We start from the raw sequence: 21158 nt of genomic DNA, 5'->3' as shown, positions 1-21158 counted from the left end.
AATATTATCCCTCTATTGTTTCTTCAAACTTAAAAGGATTAATTCTTATAGCATTGTTATATAAAAATGGATAAGATTTATTTAAATATTCAAGATAATAAACCCATTGAATAGCAATGTTTTTGTAAGTTCTTAATATATCATTTTCTAAATGACTTATATTTATTTCACCGTTACCATCATTTTTAATAAATACAATCTCGTCTTTTAAATGCACAACAGACATAAGCAAATCAGTGAAAATCTCGTGTTGGTGAAGACTTTCATTACTTATTAAGTTTATAAAGAAATTACTATTATCTACTAACAACTTTTCTAAAATATCTAAATCTATACAATTCATATCAATTTTATAGTCATGATTTAGTACAATAGTTTTGATTTTATCTAAATCACTAAAAGACTTTATTGCGTTTTTTGCTTCTTTATCGGCACTTATCATTAAGCGCATAAGTTTGCAACCGACTTCTGTAAAGAATATCCCCACTAGCATATTTAGCTTGTCCATCCTTTGCTTTTTAGCTTTTGAATCTATTAATTTTTCAAGTATTATAGTCACAACTAAGCTATTTAGAGGTATAAAGCATAAGTTCATAAGAGAGTAATAAGCTGTATTTAAAGCTTGACCAAATACTAAATAATGTATAAAAAACATTATAGCTGATAGAAACATTAATATAGATGCTATTATAAAATAATGCTTTAAATTTTTCATCATAAATTCCTCCTAGGTTTTAAAGTCCTTAATATTATAGCATAAGGAAACTTTATAAATGGATATAAATAGAAAATCTAAGTATATATTTTCTGAAGTTTCATAGATTTATAAAAGGTAATATTTAAAAAATATAAAACATGAAACAAGGGGGAAAAAAGATGTCAAAGGTATATATAGTAGAAGCAAAGAGAAGTCCAATAGGTAAGTTTTTAGGAAATTTATCAACAGTTTCGCCATCTCAATTGGCAGGACAAGTAATTAAAAGTGTTATAAAAAATAACAATATAGATGCAAGTAAAATAGATGAAGTAATATTAGGTAATGTGTTGTCAGCAGGTCAAGGACAAGGTATTGCAAGACAAGCTGCAATATATGCAGATATTCCATGTGAAGTTGTAGCATATACAATAAATATGATTTGTGGAAGTGGAATGAAAAGTGTAATGAGTGCATATTCACAAATAAAATCTGATATGGCAGATTTAATAGTAGCAGGTGGGGTTGAAGTTATGTCACAAGCTCCATATGTAAGTGATATTAGCATAAGAACTGGTAGTAAAATGGGAGGAATGAATTTTAGAGATAGTTTACTTGTTGATGGACTTACTGATTCATTTAATAATTACCATATGGGTATGACTGCTGAAAATATAGCTCAAAAACATAATATAAGTAGGGAAAAACAAGATGAGTTTTCTATAAAATCTCAAATGAAAGCAATAAAAGCAGTTGATGAAGGAAGATTTAAAGATGAGATAGTTCCAATAGAAGTTAAAAGTAAAAAGGGAAGCGTGATTGTAGATACAGATGAGTATCCAAATAGAAATACAAGCTTAGAAAAGCTTTTAAAATTAAGACCAGCATTTAAAAAAGATGGTACTGTAACTGCAGGAAATGCATCTGGTATAAATGATGGTGCTAGTGTGGTCATTGTAGCTTCAGAAAAAGCTGTAAAAGAATATAATTTAAATATAATAGCAGAAATAGTAGCAGTCGGTCAAGGTGGAGTAGACCCTTCAGTGATGGGATTAGGACCAGTTGTGGCTGTTAAAAATGCATTAGATAGAGCTGATATGAAGCTAGAGCAAATGGATTTGATAGAGTTAAATGAAGCCTTTGCAGTTCAATCTCTTGGAGTTATAAAAGAGTTAAAAGAAAATCATGGAGTAAGTGATGAGTGGTTTGAGGAGCGAACTAATGTAAATGGAGGGGCAATAGCACTTGGTCATCCACTTGGAGCATCTGGTGCTAGGATAATTACAACACTTTTACATGAAATGAAAAAAAGAGATGTGCATAATGGTTTAGCATCACTTTGTATAGGTGGTGGAATGGGAACTTGTGTAATAGTTAAAACTGTTTAATATAATTTGGGATATCTGATATTACTGGAAATAATAAATTCTAGTAATATTTTTTTGTTTAATTAGAAAAATATTTAAAATAATAGTTGCAAAATGGAAAAATATGAATACAATTTATAGTATGTGAACAGTGTTTATAAAATGAACTGCGTTTATAAAAATAATGGTGTTCAAAGGAGGAGTTATGGGGACCAAAGAAAGACGAGAAAATGAAAGACAGAAGATAAAAAAGGAAATATATAAAGCAGCAAGTGAGATAATCATTAATGAAGGGTATGCAAAATTATCGATAAGAAAAATAGCTTCAAAAATAGATTATTCTCCAGCTTTTATTTATAACTATTTTGAGAATAAGGCAGATATTGTAAGTTCAATATGGAAAGAAAATGCAAATGAAATTATAGATACTATGAGTAAGTTAAAGTTAACTAGCGATAATGAAAAAGAAAATATAAAGCATTTATATAAAACGTATATATCCTTAATTTTAGAAAGTCCTGAGGAATATAGGGCTATAATGCTAAACGATATAGAAGGAATAAGCAGGATTTATTTTGATTTTACAGAAGAGGAGAAAGAAAATTTAAGGATAAAAGATATAAAAAAATATTATGATAAATATTTAGAAATTGGGATACTGAGAACTGTAGATACAGAAAAATATGCATTTTTTTCATGGATTTCAATCAATGGACTTATTTCAAATATAATATTATCTTCTAATAAAGATAAAGAGTTTATAGATAAGATAATTGATGATTATCTAGATTTTATGATATATGGAATATTTAAAGATGATAAATGAAGGGGAGTAAGAGTATGAAATCTAAAAAGATAAAAATTTTTATACTACTAGTTTTTAGCGTAGGAATAGGATTTTTTATAGTAGCAACAAAGGGCTTAAAAGAAGTTGCAAGTACACCTATTAATAATGTAGAGATAAAGCTTATAAAAGATGGAGATTATATAGGGAACTATTCTAAAGAGAGATGGTTAAGTGAGGTTAAAGTTACTGTAAAGGATAAAGAAATAAAGGACATAAAATTATTATCAAGTCCGCTTACACCAGATATAAGTGATGATTTATTTAAAGAAATAATAAAAGAGCAAAATATAAAAATAGATGTTATAAGTGGTGCGACAGCAACATCTAAGGCTTATTTAAAATCAGTAGAAAATGCACTAATAAATTAAGGGGGAGAATATAATGGAAAATATAGTAGTTGTTTATGAATCTAGATACGGAAGTACTAAAAAGTATGCACAGTGGATAGCAAAAGATTTAGGATGTACATTAATTGAGACAAAGGATGCTACGGTAGAAAAGTTGAAAACTTTTGATACTATAATTTATGGTGGATGGCTACATGCAGGAAATATAAAAGGATTTAAGGTAATATCAAAAGATATTGATAAATTAAAAGACAAAAATATTGTAGTATTTTCAGTAGGATGTTCAACTGGTAAAAGAGAAGAAGATATAAGAGCTGTTGAGCAAATGAATTTTAAGGGATTACAGGATATAAAACACTTTTATTTAAGAGGTGCATTCAATTATCAAAACTTAAATATGATAGATAAAGTTATGATGAATATGTTGAAAATTAAATTAAAGGGAATAAAAGAAGAAGATAGAGATGAGGATACTAGAGGGATGTTAGATGCTTATATAAATCCAATGAATTTTACCAATAAAGATAATATAAAGTTTATAGTATCGTATGTTAGAAATTTATAATTAATTAGATCATTTTTTTATATGTTAGACCAAAAGGAATATGTAGATGAAGTAGATTTTGAAAGGTAGGTATAGACATGAAATATATTTGTAAAAAATGTAATCACTATGAAGAAGCTACAACACTTAAATCAAAATGTGATTGTGGTGGATTATGGAAACTAGATTTTAATCCACCTATATTTAACTTAGATTTAGTAGACAAAAGTACATGGGGGATATTTAGATATAGAGCATTTATGCCAATAGAAGATAATACTTGGGAGTCTATAACTCTTGGAGAAGGTATGTCACCTATAGTTTCATTTGATGATGATCTTATGTTAAAAATGGACTACTTTATGCCGACACTATCATTTAAAGACAGAGGAGCTGCTATGCTAATCTCACATTGCAAGTCAATTGGTGTTGATTCAGTGGTTCAAGATAGTAGTGGTAATGCAGGAAATAGTATAGCTGCATACTGTGCAAAAGCAGGTATAGATTGTGAAATATTTGTACCTGAGGGAACATGCCCTAAAAAAATAGATATGATTAAAGCTCACAATGCTAGAGTTAATATTGTAAAAGGTTCTCGTGATCATTGTGCAGATGTATGCAGAGAGGAAGTTGACAAAAAAGGAAAGTACTATGCAAATCATGTATACAATCCTTTTTTCTATGAAGGTACAAAAACTTATATTTATGAGGTATATGAACAGCTAGGTAAAATACCTCATAATATTTTTATACCACTAGGCAATGGAACTTTATTTATTGGAGTTATAAAAGGATTAGAAGAGTTAAAACTAAGCGGGTTAATAAAAGAAATGCCTAATATCATAGCTGTTCAAAGTCAAAACTGTGATCCTTTTGTAAAGGCAGTTCTTAAAGGAGATAAAAAGCCTCCAGTAGTAAAGCCTTCATACACGATGGCAGAGGGTATTGCCATAGGAGATCCTAAGAGAGGTATAGAGATACTTGAGTATATTTATAAATATAATGTTGATGTTATCACAGCACCAGAGGATCAAATCCTAAAAGCTAGACAAATTCTTTCATCTAGGGGAATTTATTGTGAACATACAACGGCTGCTACATATGCAGCATATATAAAATATTGTGAAATTAACGGTAAGATAAAGGATACTTTAATACCTATGTGTGGTGCGGGTCTAAAATCGGATCATTAGTTGGTAGTGATGCAGCTATACTTGATAAATGTATAAGTTATTTCAATGTAGGGCGAAGTATAGTAGTATTTTAATGCACAAATGTAAGATGAACAAATATAGGGAGGGGTAAGTATGAATACTAAATATGTTGTTATAATTCAGTGCGATATTGCACATAGAAGGTGTAGTGGATTTGCATGCACAAACGCTTTTTACAATAAGGATGAAGTTTTTAAAGATTATGATGGTACTACAAGATATATTTCTTTTACTTGTGGTGGATGTTGTGGAAAGGGAGTTGCCTCCAAATTAGAACATTTCTCTAAGAAGGTATATAAAAAAAATAATATCAGTAAAGATGAAGTTGTAGTTCACTTGGCATCTTGCGTTGTAACTGACAATCATCACTACGATAGATGTCCCCATGCAGACTATATCAAGAGTTTAGTAATAAAGAAAGGTTATAAAAATGTAGTAGAGGGATCTTACATAAGTGGTAATGCAAAAATAAAAAGAGAAGAAGGTATATACAACTGTTATGAATAAAATTAGTTTGTAAGACTTAAATATAGAAAGAGAATACTTAAACAAACATTAATAGAGTAAAGTTTGTTAGGGGACCTATTTATAGGTCTCTTTTTATATACGGAAATAGCATTCTTTCTTGACACGTTCATGAATATAAATTACAATCTATTCATGAATATTATTTTTATTTTATTCATGAATAGATATTTTAAAGAAAGGAGAAGAAATGGCTAAAATTTTTTCTGAACACGATATTGTTAATTTGAAAAATGAATTAAAAAAAGCCTGTGAAAACAGTTGGCGTACAAAAGGATATAAAATGACAAATATTGCTTCATTGACAAAAGAGATAGGAATTTCAACGGGATCATTTTATAGACTATATGAAACAAAAGAAGAATTATTTTTTGAAGTATTTTATATGATTCAAAATCAGTTGAAAGAAAATTGGAATAGGGTAATTGAATTAAATGCAGGAATTAATGGATTTAAAAATGCACTTAAATGGCTATTTAAAGAATATTCCAAGTACCCTAAGCTATATGATTTCAACAATCCTGACTATCTTTTGTTTTTAAATAAATTGCCTAAGGAAAATATTGAGTTGCTTAAAGTACATAATGAAGTTTTCTTTAAAGATACTTTAAAAAATTCAAACTTAAAGTTGAAAATTTCAGAAGAAAAAGCGTATGGGATATTTAGTACCTTACTTCTGACATCAACTATGGAAAAAGACTTTGAATATAACAAATATGAAGTTTTTGAGTTTTTATTAGAGAGTTCGGTCAATCGAATATTTGATATTAATGAAGGAGAAGATTAGAAATGAAAATTTTTTCACTTACAATTCCAAAGCAAGTACCTATTATTCAATTAAGTCCAGATATAGTAACTAAATTAAGTTATATTTCAATTATTGTTGCAGTAGCCATATTTTTAATTGGTTGCTATAGGATTTATAAAAAAAGAATGTATGGATTAAGAATCCTTATTTCAAGCTTTTTATTATTAATTAATCCTATTATAAATTTTGTATTGAGTTAATCTATTTTAGAAAGAGAGTGTAGTTATGATTGAAAAATTAAATTCAACATTAGATAAGGTTAATACCTTAGTTGGGGTTGAGATGGATATACCTAAGCCTACAAAATCAGGCTTAAAATTAAGTAGAGCTTTTTCTGTAGTACTTGGTATAGGAGGGATAGCCCTAGGAATTATCTATACATCAAAACTATTAATAACATTAGGAACATTAGGTGCTATAAGTACAATTGCGACAACTCACGAGCTTAAAAAATTTTAAGCTAAATTAAAAGTAACTAGTTGGCTAAATTTCACTTTAGAGCATAGTTAAAGGCACATTAGAAAATAATGTGCCTTTTTTATTAAAACTCTTTAAATGTGTCTTTAGGGAATAGTTATTTTAGCTATATTGCTTTACAATATAGTGGCGTAATGATAATATATAGCTATGCAAGAAAGTGAGTGATTATTCTGAAAATACAATATCTTCTCAAATGTTAAAGAACTTATAGATTTTAGGTTTAGGGATTAGCCTATATATTTAGAATAAAAAATTTAGGAATTATATCATATAAAAAAAATAAGAGGTGATGCTAATAAAAAAGTGAAAAAAGAGTGAGTTTTTTTAAAAAAAATAATGAATAACTTATTGATAAGACATAAAGAAGCTCGTTTGAGAAAATGAGTTAACTTTTTATACAAGAGGAGTGATGAAAAATGATAAAAATAGGACTGAGAGTCATTAAGACGGCAATTGGAGGGACAGTTGCGATTGTTTTGGCCCAAGTATTGGGACTAAGCTATCCCTATGCGGCAGCCATTATTACACTATTAAGTATTCAAGATACACGACGTAAATCCTTTGATGTGGTGAATCAGCGATTAAAAGCGACTGTATTATCATTGACGATTGGGAGTGTCATGTTTTTAGTATTTGGATTTAATGCAGTAGCATTTGGATTATCTTTATTATGCTTTATCCCACTCGCTGTTAAATTTAATGCAAGCGAAGGAATTTCAACGAGCGCCGTATTAGTGACGCATCTATTAGGAGAAGGTTTTATTAGCGGGGCTTTACTTTTAAATGAAGTTGCATTGATGGTAGTCGGGACAGGAGTTGCACTTATCGTGAATACTTATATGCCAAAAATGCTGGGACGAATTACTGATGATCAAGATCAAATTGAAGAACAATTTCAAACGATTGTTGGTTATCTAGTAGATAAAATTCATCGACATACAGATGATGAGGTAAATGAACAAAAATTATTTTCATCAGTTAAAGATTTATTAGAAGGAGCAAAAACGAGAGCAAATAAAGATCAGGAAAACTACGTCTTGATTGAAGTAAGTTACTATGCTCAGTACATGGAGATGAGGTTTTTACAGTTTGATGTCCTTGCTAGATTGTCCCAAATTCTCGATAAAGTAAAACTTAATTCAAAACAAGAAACGATTCTTGCTAACCTAACAGAGCAATTTACCCGAAATCTCCACGATGCGAATAACACTGTTGACTCGATTGCAGAGAGCGATAAAATTATGGAAGAATTTCAAAATCAACCGCTACCGCAAACACGAGAGGAATTTGTGAATCAAACCCTAGTCTTTCAATATTTAAATGAATTTCATCACCTTTTAGATATTAATAAAACCTTTTTTGATAACTTAAGACCAGAAGAAAAAGTTTTAACGCAAGCACTCGTTATAAAAGAAAGTATTTCTTTTATTGAAAAGATAGCGATTATCAAGAATGCTAAAAAATTCAAAAAAAATCTAAAATATTGCTATCAAAAACAATTACCTATTACTGATCCTAAAGTACAAGAACTCATTGGTGTTTGGAACAAATTTACCATTGAAGTTCAAATTCATGACATGCTTGAAGAAATTGAAGTCATGTCAAAAGAGTTAAACTTAGGTCGACGCAACGATGAAACAGATTTACAGGAATATTTCAAAAAGATAATTAAAGAGAGCAATAAGATGTATTGATTTGTATAGCTTGAAGTAATTTTATTGGAAAGTAATAAATGTTAAATTCGGCAGTTGATGTTTAACCTACGAGGGAATAAGGTCATTCCTATAAATTGTTAATATATAAATAAAAATCAATTTTTAAGACAATATATGGAACTTAAAAATTGATTTTTAATTTTAAAACATTGATGTATAATTCTTCAAAATATTTTAACCACACCTTTTTTATTAAACTATACTTATTTCAATTTGTTTGTCTAATGCGTCTATACCAAACAATTCATTGTATATACTTTTTAAACTTTTTACAACTTGTTCTTCAATGAATTCGCCACTAGTCATAATTATATATTTTACTCCAAATACAGAACTCCTAACATTTGTGTGATATAACTTATTTTTTTCATAGAATTTAATTCTTTTTTCTCTATATTCTAAGTCATCTTTATCAACTGCATAATTTGGATCTTCTATCTCACCTATTATACCTTTATATGACTTTGTAACTTCGTATAGCTCACTTAAGAACTTACTTCCATACCCTGACCCTCTAAATTCAGACTCTACCACATAATAGTCTAACATTATGTATTCACTATCCTCACATTTGCATAAGAATGCATATGCTACGAGTTTATCATCTTCATAAAGCCCATATCCCATATATTTATCTTCTTCTAATAATTTTTTTATTAATTCATAAGGTTTTATTTCTTCATTGTGAAACTCATTCACTAATCTTTCTTTATATACCTTTAATAATTCTGAATAGGTAAATTTTTTCATTTTAAATTCACTCCTTAATCTAATATATTTATATCCATTCTAAGGCTTGGTATAATGCTAAGCTCAAGCATTTTTATAACAATTTATATCTTTTCTATCAAAATAATCACAAAAAATACATTTTCTGCATATAATATAAAAAGTATTGATATAAATTTATATTTTTTAATTATTTTTATAGAGGTGATTTAATGAATATATGTTGCTTTTTTAAACGACGTTTTAGATGTCCTAGATGTCGCAGGAGATTTTTAATAAGAAATAGGTGTAGTAGATGTGGATGTTGTCCTTCATGTTGTAGATGTAATAAAAAATGTAGAGATTAAATTTCAATTTAATTCAAAGAGCTACTTTAAATCTTAATGTAGCTCTTTTTTCATTACACATATTATTTTTGTAATTTTTTTAGTTTATTAATAAAAATATATGTTTTAGTGGACAGCTGATAAACTGTGATTTCTCATACAATTAAATTAATTTAGTGAATACTAAATTAATTTATTTAAGCAAATAAAACTCATTACATGATATTGGTATATTTGATAATATATTAATCAATCATTACAGATTAAGTAAGGATCATCTTGATGAGAATGAAAGAGGTTTTTTTGTTACTTATATTTTTAAAAAAATAATATAGATCAAGTAAAATGATGAAGCAATATTAGGTAATGTATCACCAGCAGGTCAAGGTGGGGTAGATTTTTCAGTAATTGAAACTTGTGTAATAGTTAAAACTGTTTAATATAATTTATTATGAAAATAGTTACAGTTTTAGATAAAAATAGTTATAATCATAGATTAATATTTACAACATAAGATTGATATACTATACTTAGATTAATATTTATGAATTTTTAATGAGGTGAACAAATGAAGTTAGATCTAGACAGTATGATATACATATTAATTTATATGACTTTCGTACTATCAGTAATTGGATGTCTAGCTTACTTTTGTAAAAGAAGAATATCTCATAAAATTGAATATATCTTAATAAAGAATATATTTCTAAACAGATTCAAGTATTCTCAAATACTAGAGCCTAAGCAATACTTTGGTTTTCAAAAGTATGATGTTTGGAGATATTGTAGCTTATTTTAAATTGAAATGAACCTTTTATAACCCAAAAATTAAAACTTAAAGGAGAAAATAAAATGGATTTCATTTCAAGTATATTACAAGATTTATTAAATACATTATTCAGTTTCACAGGAGATTTAGGTATAGCTATAGTGCTTATAACCTTAATGGTAAAGTTACTATTAATGCCACTATCTTTAAAACAAAGGTTTGCTATGAGAAAACAACAAGACTTGGTAGGACAGATGAGCCATATAAAAGAAAAATACAAAAATAATACTAAGGAACTTGAAAAGCAACTACAAAAACATTCAGCAGAAAGTATGAAAAGTATGCTAGGATGTTCAACACTTATACTACAAATGCCAGTGGTTTATGCGCTTTATAATACATTTTTAAATATGACACAAGTATCTTCAAGTGCGTTAATTCCGTGGATAAGTAGTTTAAATGTATCTGATAATTTATTTATAATACCTTGTATATACGCTTTAACTATGTTAGCACCAAATTTGATAAGCTTTATACCATATTTTAAGGCAAGCACTCAAATAGCATTTAATAAACAAATGGCTATAACTACAGTTATAATGAGTTTTATATTAACAGCTAAAACGCCTGTATCAATAGGGCTATACTTTATAACAAGTAGTATGTATTCATTAATTGAAGATGTTTGTTTTAGAATTTATGTTAAACAGAAAAATAAATTAAGCATTAATTAATATATATAAATCAGCTATCTCATATAATGGATAGCTGATTTTTTAGCATATATCCATTTAAAACAAATTTCTACAAAAATAGACATAACGAATAGAATATACTATAGATAATCTATAGAAATTAAGGAGTATAATATATGAAAAATGAAAATATAAGTTATTTGGGGTTAGGATTATGCTTTGGTGTTATTTTTGGTTTAGTATTTAAAAATTTAGCTATGGGTTTATCCTTTGGGTTACTTATTGGGGTAGTATTAGATAGTAATAAAAATAAATAAAGTTTCTATAGTAGAGCATATCCAAAATAAGAACTTAATGGAGGATAAATGATGGACAGAAGTAAAATTTTTAGCACTTTAATTGTGATTTTATTATTAAGTTTAAGTTTTGTGGGTTGTGACAAAATGCAAATTACTTTGCCAAATGAAGCTGATTTAGAAAGCATAGTTTTATCAGAATATACAGAAGAAAATAATAAACACATTACAATTACAGGTAATGAAGAAATAAAAAAGATTATAGACAGCATTAAATCAAATTCTAAACAAACAAATAAAGAATCCATTAATGACACACCAACAAGTGTAGACTATTGTATAAAATTAGAGTTTTTTCATTCTAAAGATGGAAGTAGTATAGCTTATGTATACAAAACAAAAGACAGATATTATATTGAACAACCTTATAGTGGTATTTGGAAGATAACACAAGATTTATATGACAATATAGATACATTAATTAAGGTTAAATAATATAAATAAGGATTTGTAGAAGAGATTATTTAAGTTATATAGTATTTAAAACGGGGGAATGGAAATGAAAAAATTAAGGGAATTATTAATTTTAGGGTTATTAGTAATTATTAGTTTAATTGGAGTAATAGGTTGTAATAGTGCAGAGAAATCAGAGCGTGTGCTTGATTTAAAACAATTTGAAAATGAAATGAAATCAAAACGATATCAATATAAAAGACAGGATTTGCAAGAAGGTTTACTAACACCTATATCTCAATATATGCTTTTAAATAAAAGTACAATAATCGATGGTAAGCAAGTTACTTTATATGATACAGATGTAATCATATATTCTTATGAAGATAATGAAGAAATGGAAAAAGAAGCAAGTACTATAAATAAAGATGCTAGTGAAATTAATAGAACTGATAATCCGATACAAATTGAATGGTCAAAAACTCCTCATTTTTATAAAAAAGGAAAAATTATAGTTCAATATATTGGAGATGATGAAAAAATAATATCTGATTTGAAAGAAATAGTGGGAGATCAATTTGCAGGAAGGTAATAAGAAGTAAATGTTCAATAAAACATCTGTTTTAGTGGACACTTAGCAATTTAAGAATTTTGTTATAATTAATCTAGTAATAGTGAGAATAAATTAAAATATTAAAAAAGGGGAATTTTATGGGATATGTAGGAGATTTACGATTATTAATCGGAAATAAAGCTATTAATTTAGTTGCAACAGCCGTAATAGTAGTAAATGAATTAAATGAAATATTGCTTCAGAAACGAAGTGAGCCTTATGGTTCATGGGGAATACCAGGTGGATTAATAGAGTTAGGTGAATCAACTGAATCAGCTGGAAAAAGAGAAGTATTTGAAGAAACTGGTGTAGTAGTAGAAGATTTGAAGCTGATAGGTGTATTTTCAGGAGAGGAAGATAATTATATAAAATTACAAAACGGTGATGAATATTATGTAGTACTAGTTGCTTATTATACTAAGTGTTTTACAGGAACTTTATGCGCAGATGGAGATGAAACACTAGATTGTAGATTTTTTGATATATCAGAAATCCCAGATAAGTTATTAAAAAGACATGAATTAGTTATTAAGAAGTATTTAGAAATAATATGAAATTGCTAATGATAATATATATTTGAAAATTAGTAACTTCATTTACTGTTCAATAAAACATCTGTTTTAGTAGACATATAGTTAAGTTCTAAGCGGTGCTAGAATTAAGCTTAGAATTATTATAAATTGGGGAATTAATATTTTGATATGGGAGATAAAAATGAAGACATTAAAGAAATTGATAGTGATAGGCGTAATAGGTGTAGTTTTATTTATATATCCTAAATCATTTAAGGAAACATATAAAGATGTGCAAGTTTATGAAAATGGCAATAAAGTGAGTACAATTGATATTGAACTAGACGGGAAAATACATAAATCTTACTTTGTTTGGCAAAGACTCATGTTTAGTGAAGTGTTAAAAGGAACTGTAACTATAGGTGAAGAAGAATACAATCTACAGCCTTGGGATTTATATATGTTCCCAGATGAAGATGGAAATTATACGGATAAGGGAATATATAGATGTTCATTAGATTCTGGTAAACACGATATTTTAGATGATGAAAATAGTACACTTAATATAACCCATGATAAAAATAAAATTTATATAACATTAGAAAATAAAGAATTTATTTATCCATCTAATACAGTTGAGGACTATCAAAATGTAAAGGATAGAATGGATAGGTAATATATTAGAAAATAACATGCCTTTTTTATTAGATGATACTTATCTCAATTTAGCTGATTGATAAATAGAAATTTATAAAAGTTTTAAAAATTGTAAGTTGAAAGGAGATGATATTTATGCAAATAAAAAGAAGTAAATATCATATTGTAGCAAATCTTATTTGTTTAATATTATTACTGGGAATAATAATATACCTAGGGATAAATTGGAATAACATCCCAGATAAGATACCAGGGCACTACAATTCTATGGGAGTAGTAGATAGATGGGGAAATAAAGGAGAATTACTGATTCTTCCTATAGTTGGCTGGATAACGTATCTAGGAATGACAACCCTAGAACAGTTTCCACAGGCTTGGAATACAGGAGTTACAGTTACAGCAGAAAATAAAGAACGTGTATATCTAATTCTAAAAAATATGCTTGTTACAGTTAAGTTATTAGTTGTAATGAATTTTGTGTATTTAACAATAATTTCAGCGTTAGGTAAGAATTTACCTATATGGTTTCTCCCTGTATTTTTAATTTTAATGTTTGGTTCAATTATATTTTTCACCATAAAATTGCTTAGAGCAAAATAAACTCCACTTTCAATGAAAGGTAATGATAATAAGTTTGAGGAGTTTTTAATTGAATCTAACAATAACTCAAAAGGCATAAATTTGAAAGATGGAATTGTTCCTTCAGCTAATACTATTATTAAAAATGGTGGTATTTTAGAAAATGAAGTTATAGAGGATGGAAATATAAAACAACGATATTGGATTCAATTATAAAGATATAGTTACACCGGAAATTAGAATTTAGGGGGTGAGATTAAGATGATAACAATATTAAGCGTATTATTTATAGTATTGGGAATTTCACTTGTGATTGCAACTATAAAAGAAGGATATGATAAAACATATATAGAAAAATATAATAAAATTAAATTTCTTATAAATTTAGTTAAGGGATTTTCTTATGCAATAATGGGGTTATTAGTAATATTAAAAATAATATCAGGAAGAACTCTTGTTAATCTAGTAATTCTATTTGCTGGGTTAAGTATTTTAATCGATTATAAAATTAAGACTTAAGTAAATCATTAAAATAATAAGTTATAACGATAAATTCCAATTTTTAGAGGTGATATATTTGATATTTAATAAGTTAATACCTGAATTAACCGTATTTAACATAGAACAAACAAGAGATTTTTATTTGAATATTTTAGGATTTAAATTGGAGTATGAAAGGATAGAAGATAGTTTTATTTTTATATCTTTTGAAAACAGCCAATTTATGTTTGAACAATTGCATGATGATGGATGGAATATAGGTGAGCTGAAATATCCTTTAGGAAGAGGAATTAACTTTTCTATTGAAGTTAAAGATATTGATAGTTTGTATTATAAAGTTACTAGTCATAATGTTACTATTTTTAGAGAACTAATGATTAATAATTATAAGCAGGGGGATAAAATAACTGAACAAAAAGAATTTTTATTACAAGACCCCAATGGTTATTTATTAAGATTTACAAATTAATTTACACTACCATTCATATCTACAATATTTATTAATATAAATGCCATTAAAGTTTAATTCAACAACTCTAATGGCATTTTTAAAGTCTTATTATCATCACTAATTTTTAAAAAATCTAATGAAAATTTATTATGTAAATCAAGACATTCTATAAATGGAGGTTGAGAAATGGAATATATGGGGAATAAGGCATTTTGGGATGATAAATTCATCAATAGAAAAGATAGTCCACTTAGCGCAGAAAAATCAATAGTTGAAAACATTATGTATTTTAAAGAAGGTTCTATCCTTGATGTAGCCTGTGGAGATGGTCGAAATACTTTATTTTTACTTAAAAATAATTTTAAAGTAACAGGAGTTGATTTTAGTGCTAAAGCTATTGAGCGTTTAAACACATTTGCTAAAAGAAATAATCATTCGGTGGATACTAAATTAATTGATTTAAGCAAACAAAACTCATTAAATGATATTGGTGTATTTGATAATATATTAATAAATCATTACAGATTAAGCAAGGATCAACTTGATGAGATTGAAAGACATTTATCTGATGATGGAATTTTGTTTATTTGTGGTTTTGGGCATAAACATAAAGTTGATTGCAAAATTAGGGAGGAAGATTTGATTCAACCTAGTGATTTTGAGAATTTAAAAAAATCATTTGATTTAATTAAGTACGTTGAAAATGAGGATGAAAGAGGTTTTTTCGTTACTTATATTTTTAAGAAAATATATATTTCTACAAAATTAGACATAAAGAATAGCCTATACTATAGATAATAAATATAAATTAAGGAGTGTAATTATGAAAATTAATAGTAAAATAACTGGTTTAGCATTATGTGCTATATTATCAATGAGCTTGATGGGTTGTTCAAATAAAACAAATCCTACTTCTAAAGAAGATTCTAGCAAGAAAGAAACTACTAAAAAACAAGAAACTGTGGCTAAAAAAGATATACCACAAGGACTTAGTGAAGAATTAGGAAATGGGACAATAGTACTATCAACAGAAGGAGGAACTTCTAAAGATAGGAATGTTCCAGTTTTATTTGCTGATAAAGATTTAATGATGAGCCAAATAGGGCTAGATGCAGAAACTTTTGATGGAAGTAAATTATCATACATATATGTAGATGGGATGCTTAATGCAAAAGAACAACTTGGGGAAATGACTCAAACAACTTTAACACTAGAAAAAGATGCATTAAAAGAAGGAACTCATAAGGTTGAAGTTGTTCAATATGAAAATGATGATTTAAAAGGAAAGGCTATAACTTATAAGACTGCAAGTTATGAGATTAAATCTAAGTAATAATAAAAAATTATTTAATAGATAAATAGGAATTTAACAATTAGATTAATATTTTTATTATAATGTTAAATAAATTCAATAATAATAATTTTTGGAATAAACTTTAAATATAGAGGAGAAAGAATATATGGATAAGAATATTATTTATTTTGCTGGTGGATGCTTATGGGGTGTACAAGCATTTATTAAAACATTACCAGGAGTAGTAGCTACTGAAGCAGGAAGGGCGAATGGTAAAACTAATTCTTTAAATAGTGATTATGACGGTTATGCAGAGTGTGTCAAAACAACTTTTGATGGAAGTGTTATTTCAGTTACTCAACTAATAGAATTCTTTTTTGAAATAATTGACCCGTATAGCATTAATAAACAAGGTAATGACATTGGTCTAAAATATAGAACAGGTATTTATAGTGGAAATAATAACCACCTTGAGGAAGCAATAAATTATATATCTAGCCGAAATGATAGTAATAAAATAGTTGTTGAAGTTGAACCGCTTACTAATTATGTAAGAAGTGCGGATGAACATCAAGATAGATTAAGTAAACACCCGAATGATTACTGTCATATTCCTAAAGAATTACTAACAAAGTATCGTAAATAATTAGGTAATATATAATGAAAATAAGTTATATATGAAGATAAATTCCAATTTGGATAGTAGATTAAAAAGTGATTATATCATTGGAAAAGGGGATTTTATATGAAAGTTGAAATAAGTGAATGGGACAGAAGTGCAAAAACAGTGACTATTATTGCTGGTCTTATATTTCTTAGTAGCTTAATGTTTAATTTGTTTATGGATACAAATATTTTAGTAGTAAGTCCTATGGCTTTAGGTATATTTTCATTTGGGTTAGGGTTGAGAGAGCTTAATTTATTTAAATAAAATAATGAAAAAAAATAAGCCTAATAGCAGGAACTGTTCTTATAGTGATGTTTTCAATATGTCTATATATTGGAATTATGCAGATTGAAGATTGTACGCAATTATTATTATAATTGTGAGGATAAATATTTTTTTCTATATTTTTGCTAGTAGGTCTTTGGTTAATAGGGGGAATAGACAAAGAAAAAGATTGGTTTATTGAATTTTGGTTAAGCGAAGAAGATGTTTGTTGTATTCGTTTTGATTGCAACTATGTGGTATAAAATGTAAGAAAGTTTAAAATTATTATATAATACGAAACAAAGGTACTTTTGATATCATGTAGATAAATAGGAATTTGTAGGAGCGATTATTTTATATTAGGGAGTTTTAAAATGAAAATAGAAATAGTAAAGGATAATAAAAAACATTTTTTAGATTTGCTACTATTAGCAGATGAGCAAGAAAATATGATTGATAAATACATTGAAAGAGGTATTATGTTTGCAATATATGATGATGGTTTAAAAGGAATTTGTGTAGTGACTAAAGAAGATGATAGAACATCTGAACTAAAAAATATTGCTACTTATAAAGAATTTCATGGTCAGGGATATGGAAAAAAATTGGTTGAGTATATTTTTGAATACTTTAAAAATGATTGTGACACTATGTATGTAGGAACAGGTGATAGCCCTTTAACAGTACCTTTTTATGAAAAATGTGGATTTATAGAATCTCATAGAATTAAAGATTTCTTTATAGAAAATTATGATAATCCAATTTATGAATGTGGAAAGCGATTAACTGACATGGTCTATTTGAAGAAAGAATTGTAAGTATAGATATACTTACAAATTCTAATTTACCAAGTAGATTTAATAAACAATATTAATTATATTACGTACAATTTACAGCAAATTAAATAAACAACCGCATCTTAGAACTCGAAATGTTAAAAGTACTAAGGTGTGGTTGTTTATAGGCTATACTTATCAATGGTTAAAAAGTAATTGGAGGGGAATATATGAAAAATTGTATTGAATGTAATTACAAATTTACGTTTAAAGATAGATTAAAAAGTACTCTAAGAGGAAGGTTAAAATGTAAAGATTGTAAATCTGAATATAGAGAAAAACCTAGTATTTATTCATTTATATATTATTTCTTAGTTTTGTTCATAGTAATGATGCTAGAAGATGAAATGGAGTTTCAAAACTCAATTTTAGATATGGTTGCTTATATGATAGTTACTGTGCCTGCTTTAATTTTATTTAGTATTGTACCTCATAGGTTACATAGGTATAAAAAAATTAACTAGTTATGTATTTAGAATAAGTTTATATGAGAGTAAGGCTAGTAATATAGAGATATAAGAGATGGGTGTTTTCTACACCTATTTTGTGTTAAAAAAATATATATTTTAGCTGATAGACTACGATTCGTATATTGAGTTATAATTAATTAAATAATTTATTACAAATAGCATATTAAAGAGGGGTGGAGAATGTTTTATGGAGATGTTAAGTAGTGAAAGATTGATTTTAAGAGAGTGGAGAGAAAGTGACAGTTCTGATTTATATGAATACGCTAAAAGTGGTTTAGTTGGACCAAATGCTGGATGGAAACCTCATAAAAATGAGGATGAAAGCAAAGATATAATTAAAATGTTCATTAGCAATGATGATACTTATGCAATAGTTATAAAGTCTGAAAATAAAGTTATAGGTAGTATAGGATTACATAATAGAAAACCAGATGAAGAACTTTGTGATTTAGAGCAAAGAGAAATCGGATATGTATTAAATCCAGTTTATTGGGGAAATGGATATGTTCCAGAGGCTACAAATTGTTTATTGAATTATGGATTTAATGAACTGAATTTAGATTTAATATGGTGTGGACATTTTGATTTTAACAATAATTCTAAAAGGGTAATTGAAAAATGTGGATTTAAATATAGATTTACAAAAGATGAAAAATTAAGATTGTTAGACAACAAAGAAGTTAGGACACTTTATTATAATATTTTAAAATCTGAATATATAAATAAGTAGTAATATATAGGAGGTATTGAGTTGATTATACCTTAGATAAATAGGAATTTATAAAAGCTTTAAAAATTGTAAGTTGAAAGGCGATGATATTTATGCAAATAAAAAGAAGTAAATATCATATTGTAGCAAATCTTATTTGTTTAATATTATTATTGGCAATAATAATATACCTAGGGGTAAATTGGAATAACATCCCGGATAAGATACCAGGGCACTACAATTCTATGGGTGTAGTAGATAGATGGGGAAATAAAGGAGAATTGCTGATTCTTCCTATAATTGGATGGATAATGTATCTAGGAATGACAGCCCTAGAGCAGTTTCCACAGATTTGGAATACAGGAGTTACAGTTACAGCAGAAAATAAAGAACGTGTATATCTAATTCTAAAAAACATGCTTGTTACAGTTAAGCTATTAGTGGTAATGAATTTTGTGTATTTAACAATAATTTCCGCGTTAGCTAAGAATTTACCTATATGGTTTCTCCCTGTATTTTTAATTTTAATTTTTGATTCAATTATATTTTTCACCATAAAATTGGTTAGAGCAAAATAAATTCCAATTTATATCTATGATATTTATTAATATAAATGCCATTAAAGTTTAATTCAATAATTCTAATGGCGTTTTAAAAATTTTATTATTCCTTTATACTAAGTGCTCTTAATAAAAGTTTACTCATAAACGCATACTCTAGATTAAATGTTTGAACACTAGCTTATAGCATCTCATCATCACTAATTTTTGCAAAATCTAATAAAAATCCATTATGTAATGCAAGACACTCTATAAACATCCTCTGTGTTCTTCCATTAATTCACCTGTTTATGTGTATACTGTTTTATAAGCTTATCTATTGCATCTTGATATGAAACTTTGCCCTCTAAACATTCTCTTAAGCGCTCTTTATCCTTTTTCAACAATGCCATATTTTCCATTGACATAGTTGCATTTATATTCTTGATAATTCTATCATTTTCGCTCATAATCAACTTCACCCTTTCTATATATAACATTAATATTTTATTAATTATATCATATCACTAATGCCTCTGCTACAAACGATTTAAGAATATATTTTAGTTTATAGACTACAATTTGTATATTGAGCTATAATTTATTGCAAATAGGATATTAAATAGGGGTGATAGGTATGGTATTATTAAAATAATTGCTACATTATACAATGATGTGACTGCAGATGATGTGATAGTCTTTTACGGGGCTCAAGAGGCTGTTTTCGGATATATGAATGTCATGCTTAATGAGGGAGATCATATGAGATATTGTATCCATGGAAATGCCGAAAAATAATGGGGAAGCTGATATTAAATCATGTTATAATGTGTTAAATGAGAGTATATCAGTTAAGATTGGTTCTGGATTTTATAATAACGGAAAAGACAACGATCTTCCCACTATGATCGGCAAAATATTATTATTATAAATCTTTGGTAAAACCAGGTATGCATATAGTAGCAGTAGGTGCGGATATGGTTGGCAAAAATGAATGGAATCCTGAAGTATTTAAAGGAGCAAAGATTGTAAACGACAGTATTGCACAATGTATTAGCAGAGGTGAAATTAGAAATGCAATTGTTTCTGGGGTAATCAAAGAAACTGATATTTATGAAGAAATAGGTCAGCTTTTAGCAGGAGAAAACCCATCAAGATAAAGTGATGATGAAATCACAATTTTTGATACTACTGAAATGGGAATTCAGGATAATGTCACAGCGGTAATGGTTTATGAAATGGCAAAGAAAAAAGGAT

Annotated in this window: 33 protein-coding genes; 30 read left to right on the top strand and 3 right to left on the bottom strand. The window is 27.5% G+C overall.

From position 1 onward, the window contains the following. Nucleotides 1-4: 4 nt before the first annotated feature. Complete coding sequence (locus QOZ84_RS02260; RefSeq protein WP_284131337.1) at nucleotides 5-715, bottom strand: hypothetical protein; 711 nt, start codon at nucleotides 713-715, stop codon at nucleotides 5-7. 161 nt (nucleotides 716-876) lie between these two features. On the opposite strand from QOZ84_RS02260, the gene QOZ84_RS02255 reads away from it, so the two are divergent. The 10 genes from QOZ84_RS02255 to QOZ84_RS02210 all read left to right on the top strand — a co-directional run bounded on the left by QOZ84_RS02255 (nucleotide 877) and on the right by QOZ84_RS02210 (nucleotide 8520). Beyond that, on the top strand, nucleotides 877-2082 hold the full coding sequence (locus QOZ84_RS02255) for an acetyl-CoA C-acetyltransferase (protein WP_284131336.1): 1206 nt from the start codon (nucleotides 877-879) through the stop codon (nucleotides 2080-2082). Between the two features lie 184 nt (nucleotides 2083-2266). Further along, nucleotides 2267-2887, top strand: a complete 621-nt coding sequence (locus QOZ84_RS02250) for a TetR/AcrR family transcriptional regulator (RefSeq protein ID WP_284131335.1) — start codon at nucleotides 2267-2269, stop codon at nucleotides 2885-2887. Nucleotides 2888-2901: 14 nt separating this feature from the next. Beyond that, entirely contained in the window at nucleotides 2902-3276 is a 375-nt protein-coding gene (locus QOZ84_RS02245) for an FMN-binding protein (RefSeq protein ID WP_284131334.1), read from the top strand. 13 nt (nucleotides 3277-3289) lie between these two features. Next, on the top strand, nucleotides 3290-3820 hold the full coding sequence (locus QOZ84_RS02240) for a flavodoxin domain-containing protein (protein ID WP_284131333.1): 531 nt from the start codon (nucleotides 3290-3292) through the stop codon (nucleotides 3818-3820). Between the two features lie 77 nt (nucleotides 3821-3897). Beyond that, a complete protein-coding gene (locus tag QOZ84_RS02235; RefSeq protein WP_284131332.1) occupies nucleotides 3898-4992 on the top strand; it encodes a threonine synthase in 1095 nt (364 codons plus the stop codon). Between the two features lie 114 nt (nucleotides 4993-5106). Next, nucleotides 5107-5520 (top strand): CGGC domain-containing protein, encoded by a 414-nt coding sequence (locus QOZ84_RS02230; RefSeq protein WP_284131331.1) that lies wholly within the window; start codon nucleotides 5107-5109, stop codon nucleotides 5518-5520. A 208-nt stretch (nucleotides 5521-5728) separates the two neighbouring features. Next, nucleotides 5729-6325, top strand: a complete 597-nt coding sequence (locus QOZ84_RS02225) for a TetR/AcrR family transcriptional regulator (protein WP_284131330.1) — start codon at nucleotides 5729-5731, stop codon at nucleotides 6323-6325. 2 nt (nucleotides 6326-6327) lie between these two features. Next, nucleotides 6328-6546, top strand: coding sequence for a hypothetical protein (locus QOZ84_RS02220; RefSeq protein ID WP_284131329.1), 219 nt, complete (start codon nucleotides 6328-6330; stop codon nucleotides 6544-6546). Nucleotides 6547-6571: 25 nt separating this feature from the next. Then, nucleotides 6572-6805: a hypothetical protein gene (locus tag QOZ84_RS02215; RefSeq protein WP_284131328.1), complete on the top strand. Its 234-nt coding sequence runs from the start codon at nucleotides 6572-6574 to the stop codon at nucleotides 6803-6805. Nucleotides 6806-7242: 437 nt separating this feature from the next. Beyond that, nucleotides 7243-8520: an aromatic acid exporter family protein gene (locus QOZ84_RS02210; protein WP_284131327.1), complete on the top strand. Its 1278-nt coding sequence runs from the start codon at nucleotides 7243-7245 to the stop codon at nucleotides 8518-8520. A gap of 213 nt (nucleotides 8521-8733) precedes the next feature. Here QOZ84_RS02210 and QOZ84_RS02205 read toward each other — a convergent pair whose 3' ends face one another. Further along, nucleotides 8734-9291 carry a GNAT family N-acetyltransferase gene (locus tag QOZ84_RS02205; RefSeq protein WP_284131326.1) on the bottom strand — a complete coding sequence of 186 codons (558 nt, stop codon included), beginning with the start codon at nucleotides 9289-9291 and terminating at the stop codon, nucleotides 8734-8736. Nucleotides 9292-10164: 873 nt separating this feature from the next. On the opposite strand from QOZ84_RS02205, the gene QOZ84_RS02200 reads away from it, so the two are divergent. The 18 genes from QOZ84_RS02200 to QOZ84_RS02110 all read left to right on the top strand — a co-directional run bounded on the left by QOZ84_RS02200 (nucleotide 10165) and on the right by QOZ84_RS02110 (nucleotide 19940). Further along, nucleotides 10165-10395 (top strand): hypothetical protein, encoded by a 231-nt coding sequence (locus QOZ84_RS02200; RefSeq protein WP_284131325.1) that lies wholly within the window; start codon nucleotides 10165-10167, stop codon nucleotides 10393-10395. A gap of 53 nt (nucleotides 10396-10448) precedes the next feature. Further along, entirely contained in the window at nucleotides 10449-11099 is a 651-nt protein-coding gene (locus tag QOZ84_RS02195; RefSeq protein ID WP_284131324.1) for a YidC/Oxa1 family membrane protein insertase, read from the top strand. A 137-nt stretch (nucleotides 11100-11236) separates the two neighbouring features. Then, on the top strand, nucleotides 11237-11377 hold the full coding sequence (locus QOZ84_RS02190; RefSeq protein WP_284131323.1) for a glycine zipper domain-containing protein: 141 nt from the start codon (nucleotides 11237-11239) through the stop codon (nucleotides 11375-11377). Between the two features lie 51 nt (nucleotides 11378-11428). Next, nucleotides 11429-11851 carry a DUF5301 domain-containing protein gene (locus tag QOZ84_RS02185; RefSeq protein ID WP_284131322.1) on the top strand — a complete coding sequence of 141 codons (423 nt, stop codon included), beginning with the start codon at nucleotides 11429-11431 and terminating at the stop codon, nucleotides 11849-11851. 64 nt (nucleotides 11852-11915) lie between these two features. After that, on the top strand, nucleotides 11916-12401 hold the full coding sequence (locus QOZ84_RS02180) for a hypothetical protein (protein WP_284131321.1): 486 nt from the start codon (nucleotides 11916-11918) through the stop codon (nucleotides 12399-12401). Nucleotides 12402-12520: 119 nt separating this feature from the next. Further along, the gene (locus QOZ84_RS02175; RefSeq protein WP_284131320.1) at nucleotides 12521-12976 is read left to right on the top strand and encodes an NUDIX hydrolase; all 456 of its coding nucleotides are present in this window, start codon (nucleotides 12521-12523) and stop codon (nucleotides 12974-12976) included. A 160-nt stretch (nucleotides 12977-13136) separates the two neighbouring features. Further along, the gene (locus QOZ84_RS02170) at nucleotides 13137-13610 is read left to right on the top strand and encodes a hypothetical protein (protein ID WP_284131319.1); all 474 of its coding nucleotides are present in this window, start codon (nucleotides 13137-13139) and stop codon (nucleotides 13608-13610) included. 116 nt (nucleotides 13611-13726) lie between these two features. Continuing rightward, entirely contained in the window at nucleotides 13727-14191 is a 465-nt protein-coding gene (locus tag QOZ84_RS02165; RefSeq protein ID WP_284131318.1) for a DUF1648 domain-containing protein, read from the top strand. Between the two features lie 240 nt (nucleotides 14192-14431). Continuing rightward, the gene (locus QOZ84_RS02155; RefSeq protein WP_284131317.1) at nucleotides 14432-14689 is read left to right on the top strand and encodes a hypothetical protein; all 258 of its coding nucleotides are present in this window, start codon (nucleotides 14432-14434) and stop codon (nucleotides 14687-14689) included. Nucleotides 14690-14747: 58 nt separating this feature from the next. Beyond that, entirely contained in the window at nucleotides 14748-15140 is a 393-nt protein-coding gene (locus tag QOZ84_RS02150; protein ID WP_284131316.1) for a bleomycin resistance protein, read from the top strand. Nucleotides 15141-15308: 168 nt separating this feature from the next. Then, entirely contained in the window at nucleotides 15309-15920 is a 612-nt protein-coding gene (locus QOZ84_RS02145) for a class I SAM-dependent methyltransferase (protein WP_284131315.1), read from the top strand. A 25-nt stretch (nucleotides 15921-15945) separates the two neighbouring features. Continuing rightward, nucleotides 15946-16455, top strand: a complete 510-nt coding sequence (locus QOZ84_RS02140) for a hypothetical protein (RefSeq protein ID WP_284131314.1) — start codon at nucleotides 15946-15948, stop codon at nucleotides 16453-16455. A gap of 127 nt (nucleotides 16456-16582) precedes the next feature. Continuing rightward, entirely contained in the window at nucleotides 16583-17062 is a 480-nt protein-coding gene (locus QOZ84_RS02135; protein ID WP_284131313.1) for a peptide-methionine (S)-S-oxide reductase, read from the top strand. Between the two features lie 99 nt (nucleotides 17063-17161). Beyond that, nucleotides 17162-17347: a hypothetical protein gene (locus QOZ84_RS02130; RefSeq protein WP_284131312.1), complete on the top strand. Its 186-nt coding sequence runs from the start codon at nucleotides 17162-17164 to the stop codon at nucleotides 17345-17347. A 374-nt stretch (nucleotides 17348-17721) separates the two neighbouring features. After that, nucleotides 17722-18165, top strand: coding sequence for a GNAT family N-acetyltransferase (locus QOZ84_RS02125; protein ID WP_284131311.1), 444 nt, complete (start codon nucleotides 17722-17724; stop codon nucleotides 18163-18165). A gap of 188 nt (nucleotides 18166-18353) precedes the next feature. Beyond that, nucleotides 18354-18647 carry a TIGR04104 family putative zinc finger protein gene (locus QOZ84_RS02120; protein ID WP_284131310.1) on the top strand — a complete coding sequence of 98 codons (294 nt, stop codon included), beginning with the start codon at nucleotides 18354-18356 and terminating at the stop codon, nucleotides 18645-18647. A 193-nt stretch (nucleotides 18648-18840) separates the two neighbouring features. After that, nucleotides 18841-19383 carry a GNAT family N-acetyltransferase gene (locus QOZ84_RS02115; RefSeq protein WP_284131309.1) on the top strand — a complete coding sequence of 181 codons (543 nt, stop codon included), beginning with the start codon at nucleotides 18841-18843 and terminating at the stop codon, nucleotides 19381-19383. Between the two features lie 92 nt (nucleotides 19384-19475). Continuing rightward, nucleotides 19476-19940, top strand: a complete 465-nt coding sequence (locus tag QOZ84_RS02110) for a DUF1648 domain-containing protein (RefSeq protein ID WP_284131308.1) — start codon at nucleotides 19476-19478, stop codon at nucleotides 19938-19940. A 257-nt stretch (nucleotides 19941-20197) separates the two neighbouring features. Here QOZ84_RS02110 and QOZ84_RS02105 read toward each other — a convergent pair whose 3' ends face one another. Next, nucleotides 20198-20371: a hypothetical protein gene (locus tag QOZ84_RS02105; protein WP_284131307.1), complete on the bottom strand. Its 174-nt coding sequence runs from the start codon at nucleotides 20369-20371 to the stop codon at nucleotides 20198-20200. 308 nt (nucleotides 20372-20679) lie between these two features. Here QOZ84_RS02105 and QOZ84_RS02100 point away from each other — a divergent pair, with 308 nt between their 5' ends. Continuing rightward, nucleotides 20680-20832: a hypothetical protein gene (locus QOZ84_RS02100; RefSeq protein WP_284131306.1), complete on the top strand. Its 153-nt coding sequence runs from the start codon at nucleotides 20680-20682 to the stop codon at nucleotides 20830-20832. Nucleotides 20833-20851: 19 nt separating this feature from the next. Further along, entirely contained in the window at nucleotides 20852-21061 is a 210-nt protein-coding gene (locus tag QOZ84_RS02095) for a hypothetical protein (protein WP_284131305.1), read from the top strand. Nucleotides 21062-21158: the final 97 nt, after the last annotated feature.

This window comes from Romboutsia sedimentorum (assembly GCF_030131845.1).
GTDB lineage: Bacteria > Bacillota > Clostridia > Peptostreptococcales > Peptostreptococcaceae > Romboutsia_D > Romboutsia_D sedimentorum.
Note: the sequence above shows the minus strand (reverse complement) of the source record. Positions and strands in the feature narration are given on the sequence as shown.

Coding starts and splice junctions, on each gene's coding strand:
- QOZ84_RS02210 (WP_284131327.1), top strand. CDS start 7,243: ATGATAAAAATAGGACTGAGAGTCATTAAGACGGCAATTGGAGGGACA.
- QOZ84_RS02245 (WP_284131334.1), top strand. CDS start 2,902: ATGAAATCTAAAAAGATAAAAATTTTTATACTACTAGTTTTTAGCGTA.
- QOZ84_RS02165 (WP_284131318.1), top strand. CDS start 13,727: ATGCAAATAAAAAGAAGTAAATATCATATTGTAGCAAATCTTATTTGT.
- QOZ84_RS02250 (WP_284131335.1), top strand. CDS start 2,267: ATGGGGACCAAAGAAAGACGAGAAAATGAAAGACAGAAGATAAAAAAG.
- QOZ84_RS02195 (WP_284131324.1), top strand. CDS start 10,449: ATGGATTTCATTTCAAGTATATTACAAGATTTATTAAATACATTATTC.
- QOZ84_RS02145 (WP_284131315.1), top strand. CDS start 15,309: ATGGAATATATGGGGAATAAGGCATTTTGGGATGATAAATTCATCAAT.
- QOZ84_RS02185 (WP_284131322.1), top strand. CDS start 11,429: ATGGACAGAAGTAAAATTTTTAGCACTTTAATTGTGATTTTATTATTA.
- QOZ84_RS02130 (WP_284131312.1), top strand. CDS start 17,162: ATGAAAGTTGAAATAAGTGAATGGGACAGAAGTGCAAAAACAGTGACT.
- QOZ84_RS02115 (WP_284131309.1), top strand. CDS start 18,841: ATGGAGATGTTAAGTAGTGAAAGATTGATTTTAAGAGAGTGGAGAGAA.
- QOZ84_RS02230 (WP_284131331.1), top strand. CDS start 5,107: ATGAATACTAAATATGTTGTTATAATTCAGTGCGATATTGCACATAGA.
- QOZ84_RS02135 (WP_284131313.1), top strand. CDS start 16,583: ATGGATAAGAATATTATTTATTTTGCTGGTGGATGCTTATGGGGTGTA.
- QOZ84_RS02215 (WP_284131328.1), top strand. CDS start 6,572: ATGATTGAAAAATTAAATTCAACATTAGATAAGGTTAATACCTTAGTT.
- QOZ84_RS02110 (WP_284131308.1), top strand. CDS start 19,476: ATGCAAATAAAAAGAAGTAAATATCATATTGTAGCAAATCTTATTTGT.
- QOZ84_RS02180 (WP_284131321.1), top strand. CDS start 11,916: ATGAAAAAATTAAGGGAATTATTAATTTTAGGGTTATTAGTAATTATT.
- QOZ84_RS02260 (WP_284131337.1), bottom strand. CDS start 715: ATGAAAAATTTAAAGCATTATTTTATAATAGCATCTATATTAATGTTT.
- QOZ84_RS02205 (WP_284131326.1), bottom strand. CDS start 9,291: ATGAAAAAATTTACCTATTCAGAATTATTAAAGGTATATAAAGAAAGA.
- QOZ84_RS02240 (WP_284131333.1), top strand. CDS start 3,290: ATGGAAAATATAGTAGTTGTTTATGAATCTAGATACGGAAGTACTAAA.
- QOZ84_RS02095 (WP_284131305.1), top strand. CDS start 20,852: ATGCATATAGTAGCAGTAGGTGCGGATATGGTTGGCAAAAATGAATGG.
- QOZ84_RS02120 (WP_284131310.1), top strand. CDS start 18,354: ATGAAAAATTGTATTGAATGTAATTACAAATTTACGTTTAAAGATAGA.
- QOZ84_RS02140 (WP_284131314.1), top strand. CDS start 15,946: ATGAAAATTAATAGTAAAATAACTGGTTTAGCATTATGTGCTATATTA.
- QOZ84_RS02235 (WP_284131332.1), top strand. CDS start 3,898: ATGAAATATATTTGTAAAAAATGTAATCACTATGAAGAAGCTACAACA.
- QOZ84_RS02225 (WP_284131330.1), top strand. CDS start 5,729: ATGGCTAAAATTTTTTCTGAACACGATATTGTTAATTTGAAAAATGAA.
- QOZ84_RS02255 (WP_284131336.1), top strand. CDS start 877: ATGTCAAAGGTATATATAGTAGAAGCAAAGAGAAGTCCAATAGGTAAG.
- QOZ84_RS02175 (WP_284131320.1), top strand. CDS start 12,521: ATGGGATATGTAGGAGATTTACGATTATTAATCGGAAATAAAGCTATT.
- QOZ84_RS02190 (WP_284131323.1), top strand. CDS start 11,237: ATGAAAAATGAAAATATAAGTTATTTGGGGTTAGGATTATGCTTTGGT.
- QOZ84_RS02170 (WP_284131319.1), top strand. CDS start 13,137: ATGAAGACATTAAAGAAATTGATAGTGATAGGCGTAATAGGTGTAGTT.
- QOZ84_RS02100 (WP_284131306.1), top strand. CDS start 20,680: ATGGAAATGCCGAAAAATAATGGGGAAGCTGATATTAAATCATGTTAT.
- QOZ84_RS02155 (WP_284131317.1), top strand. CDS start 14,432: ATGATAACAATATTAAGCGTATTATTTATAGTATTGGGAATTTCACTT.
- QOZ84_RS02200 (WP_284131325.1), top strand. CDS start 10,165: ATGAAGTTAGATCTAGACAGTATGATATACATATTAATTTATATGACT.
- QOZ84_RS02220 (WP_284131329.1), top strand. CDS start 6,328: ATGAAAATTTTTTCACTTACAATTCCAAAGCAAGTACCTATTATTCAA.
- QOZ84_RS02105 (WP_284131307.1), bottom strand. CDS start 20,371: ATGAGCGAAAATGATAGAATTATCAAGAATATAAATGCAACTATGTCA.
- QOZ84_RS02125 (WP_284131311.1), top strand. CDS start 17,722: ATGAAAATAGAAATAGTAAAGGATAATAAAAAACATTTTTTAGATTTG.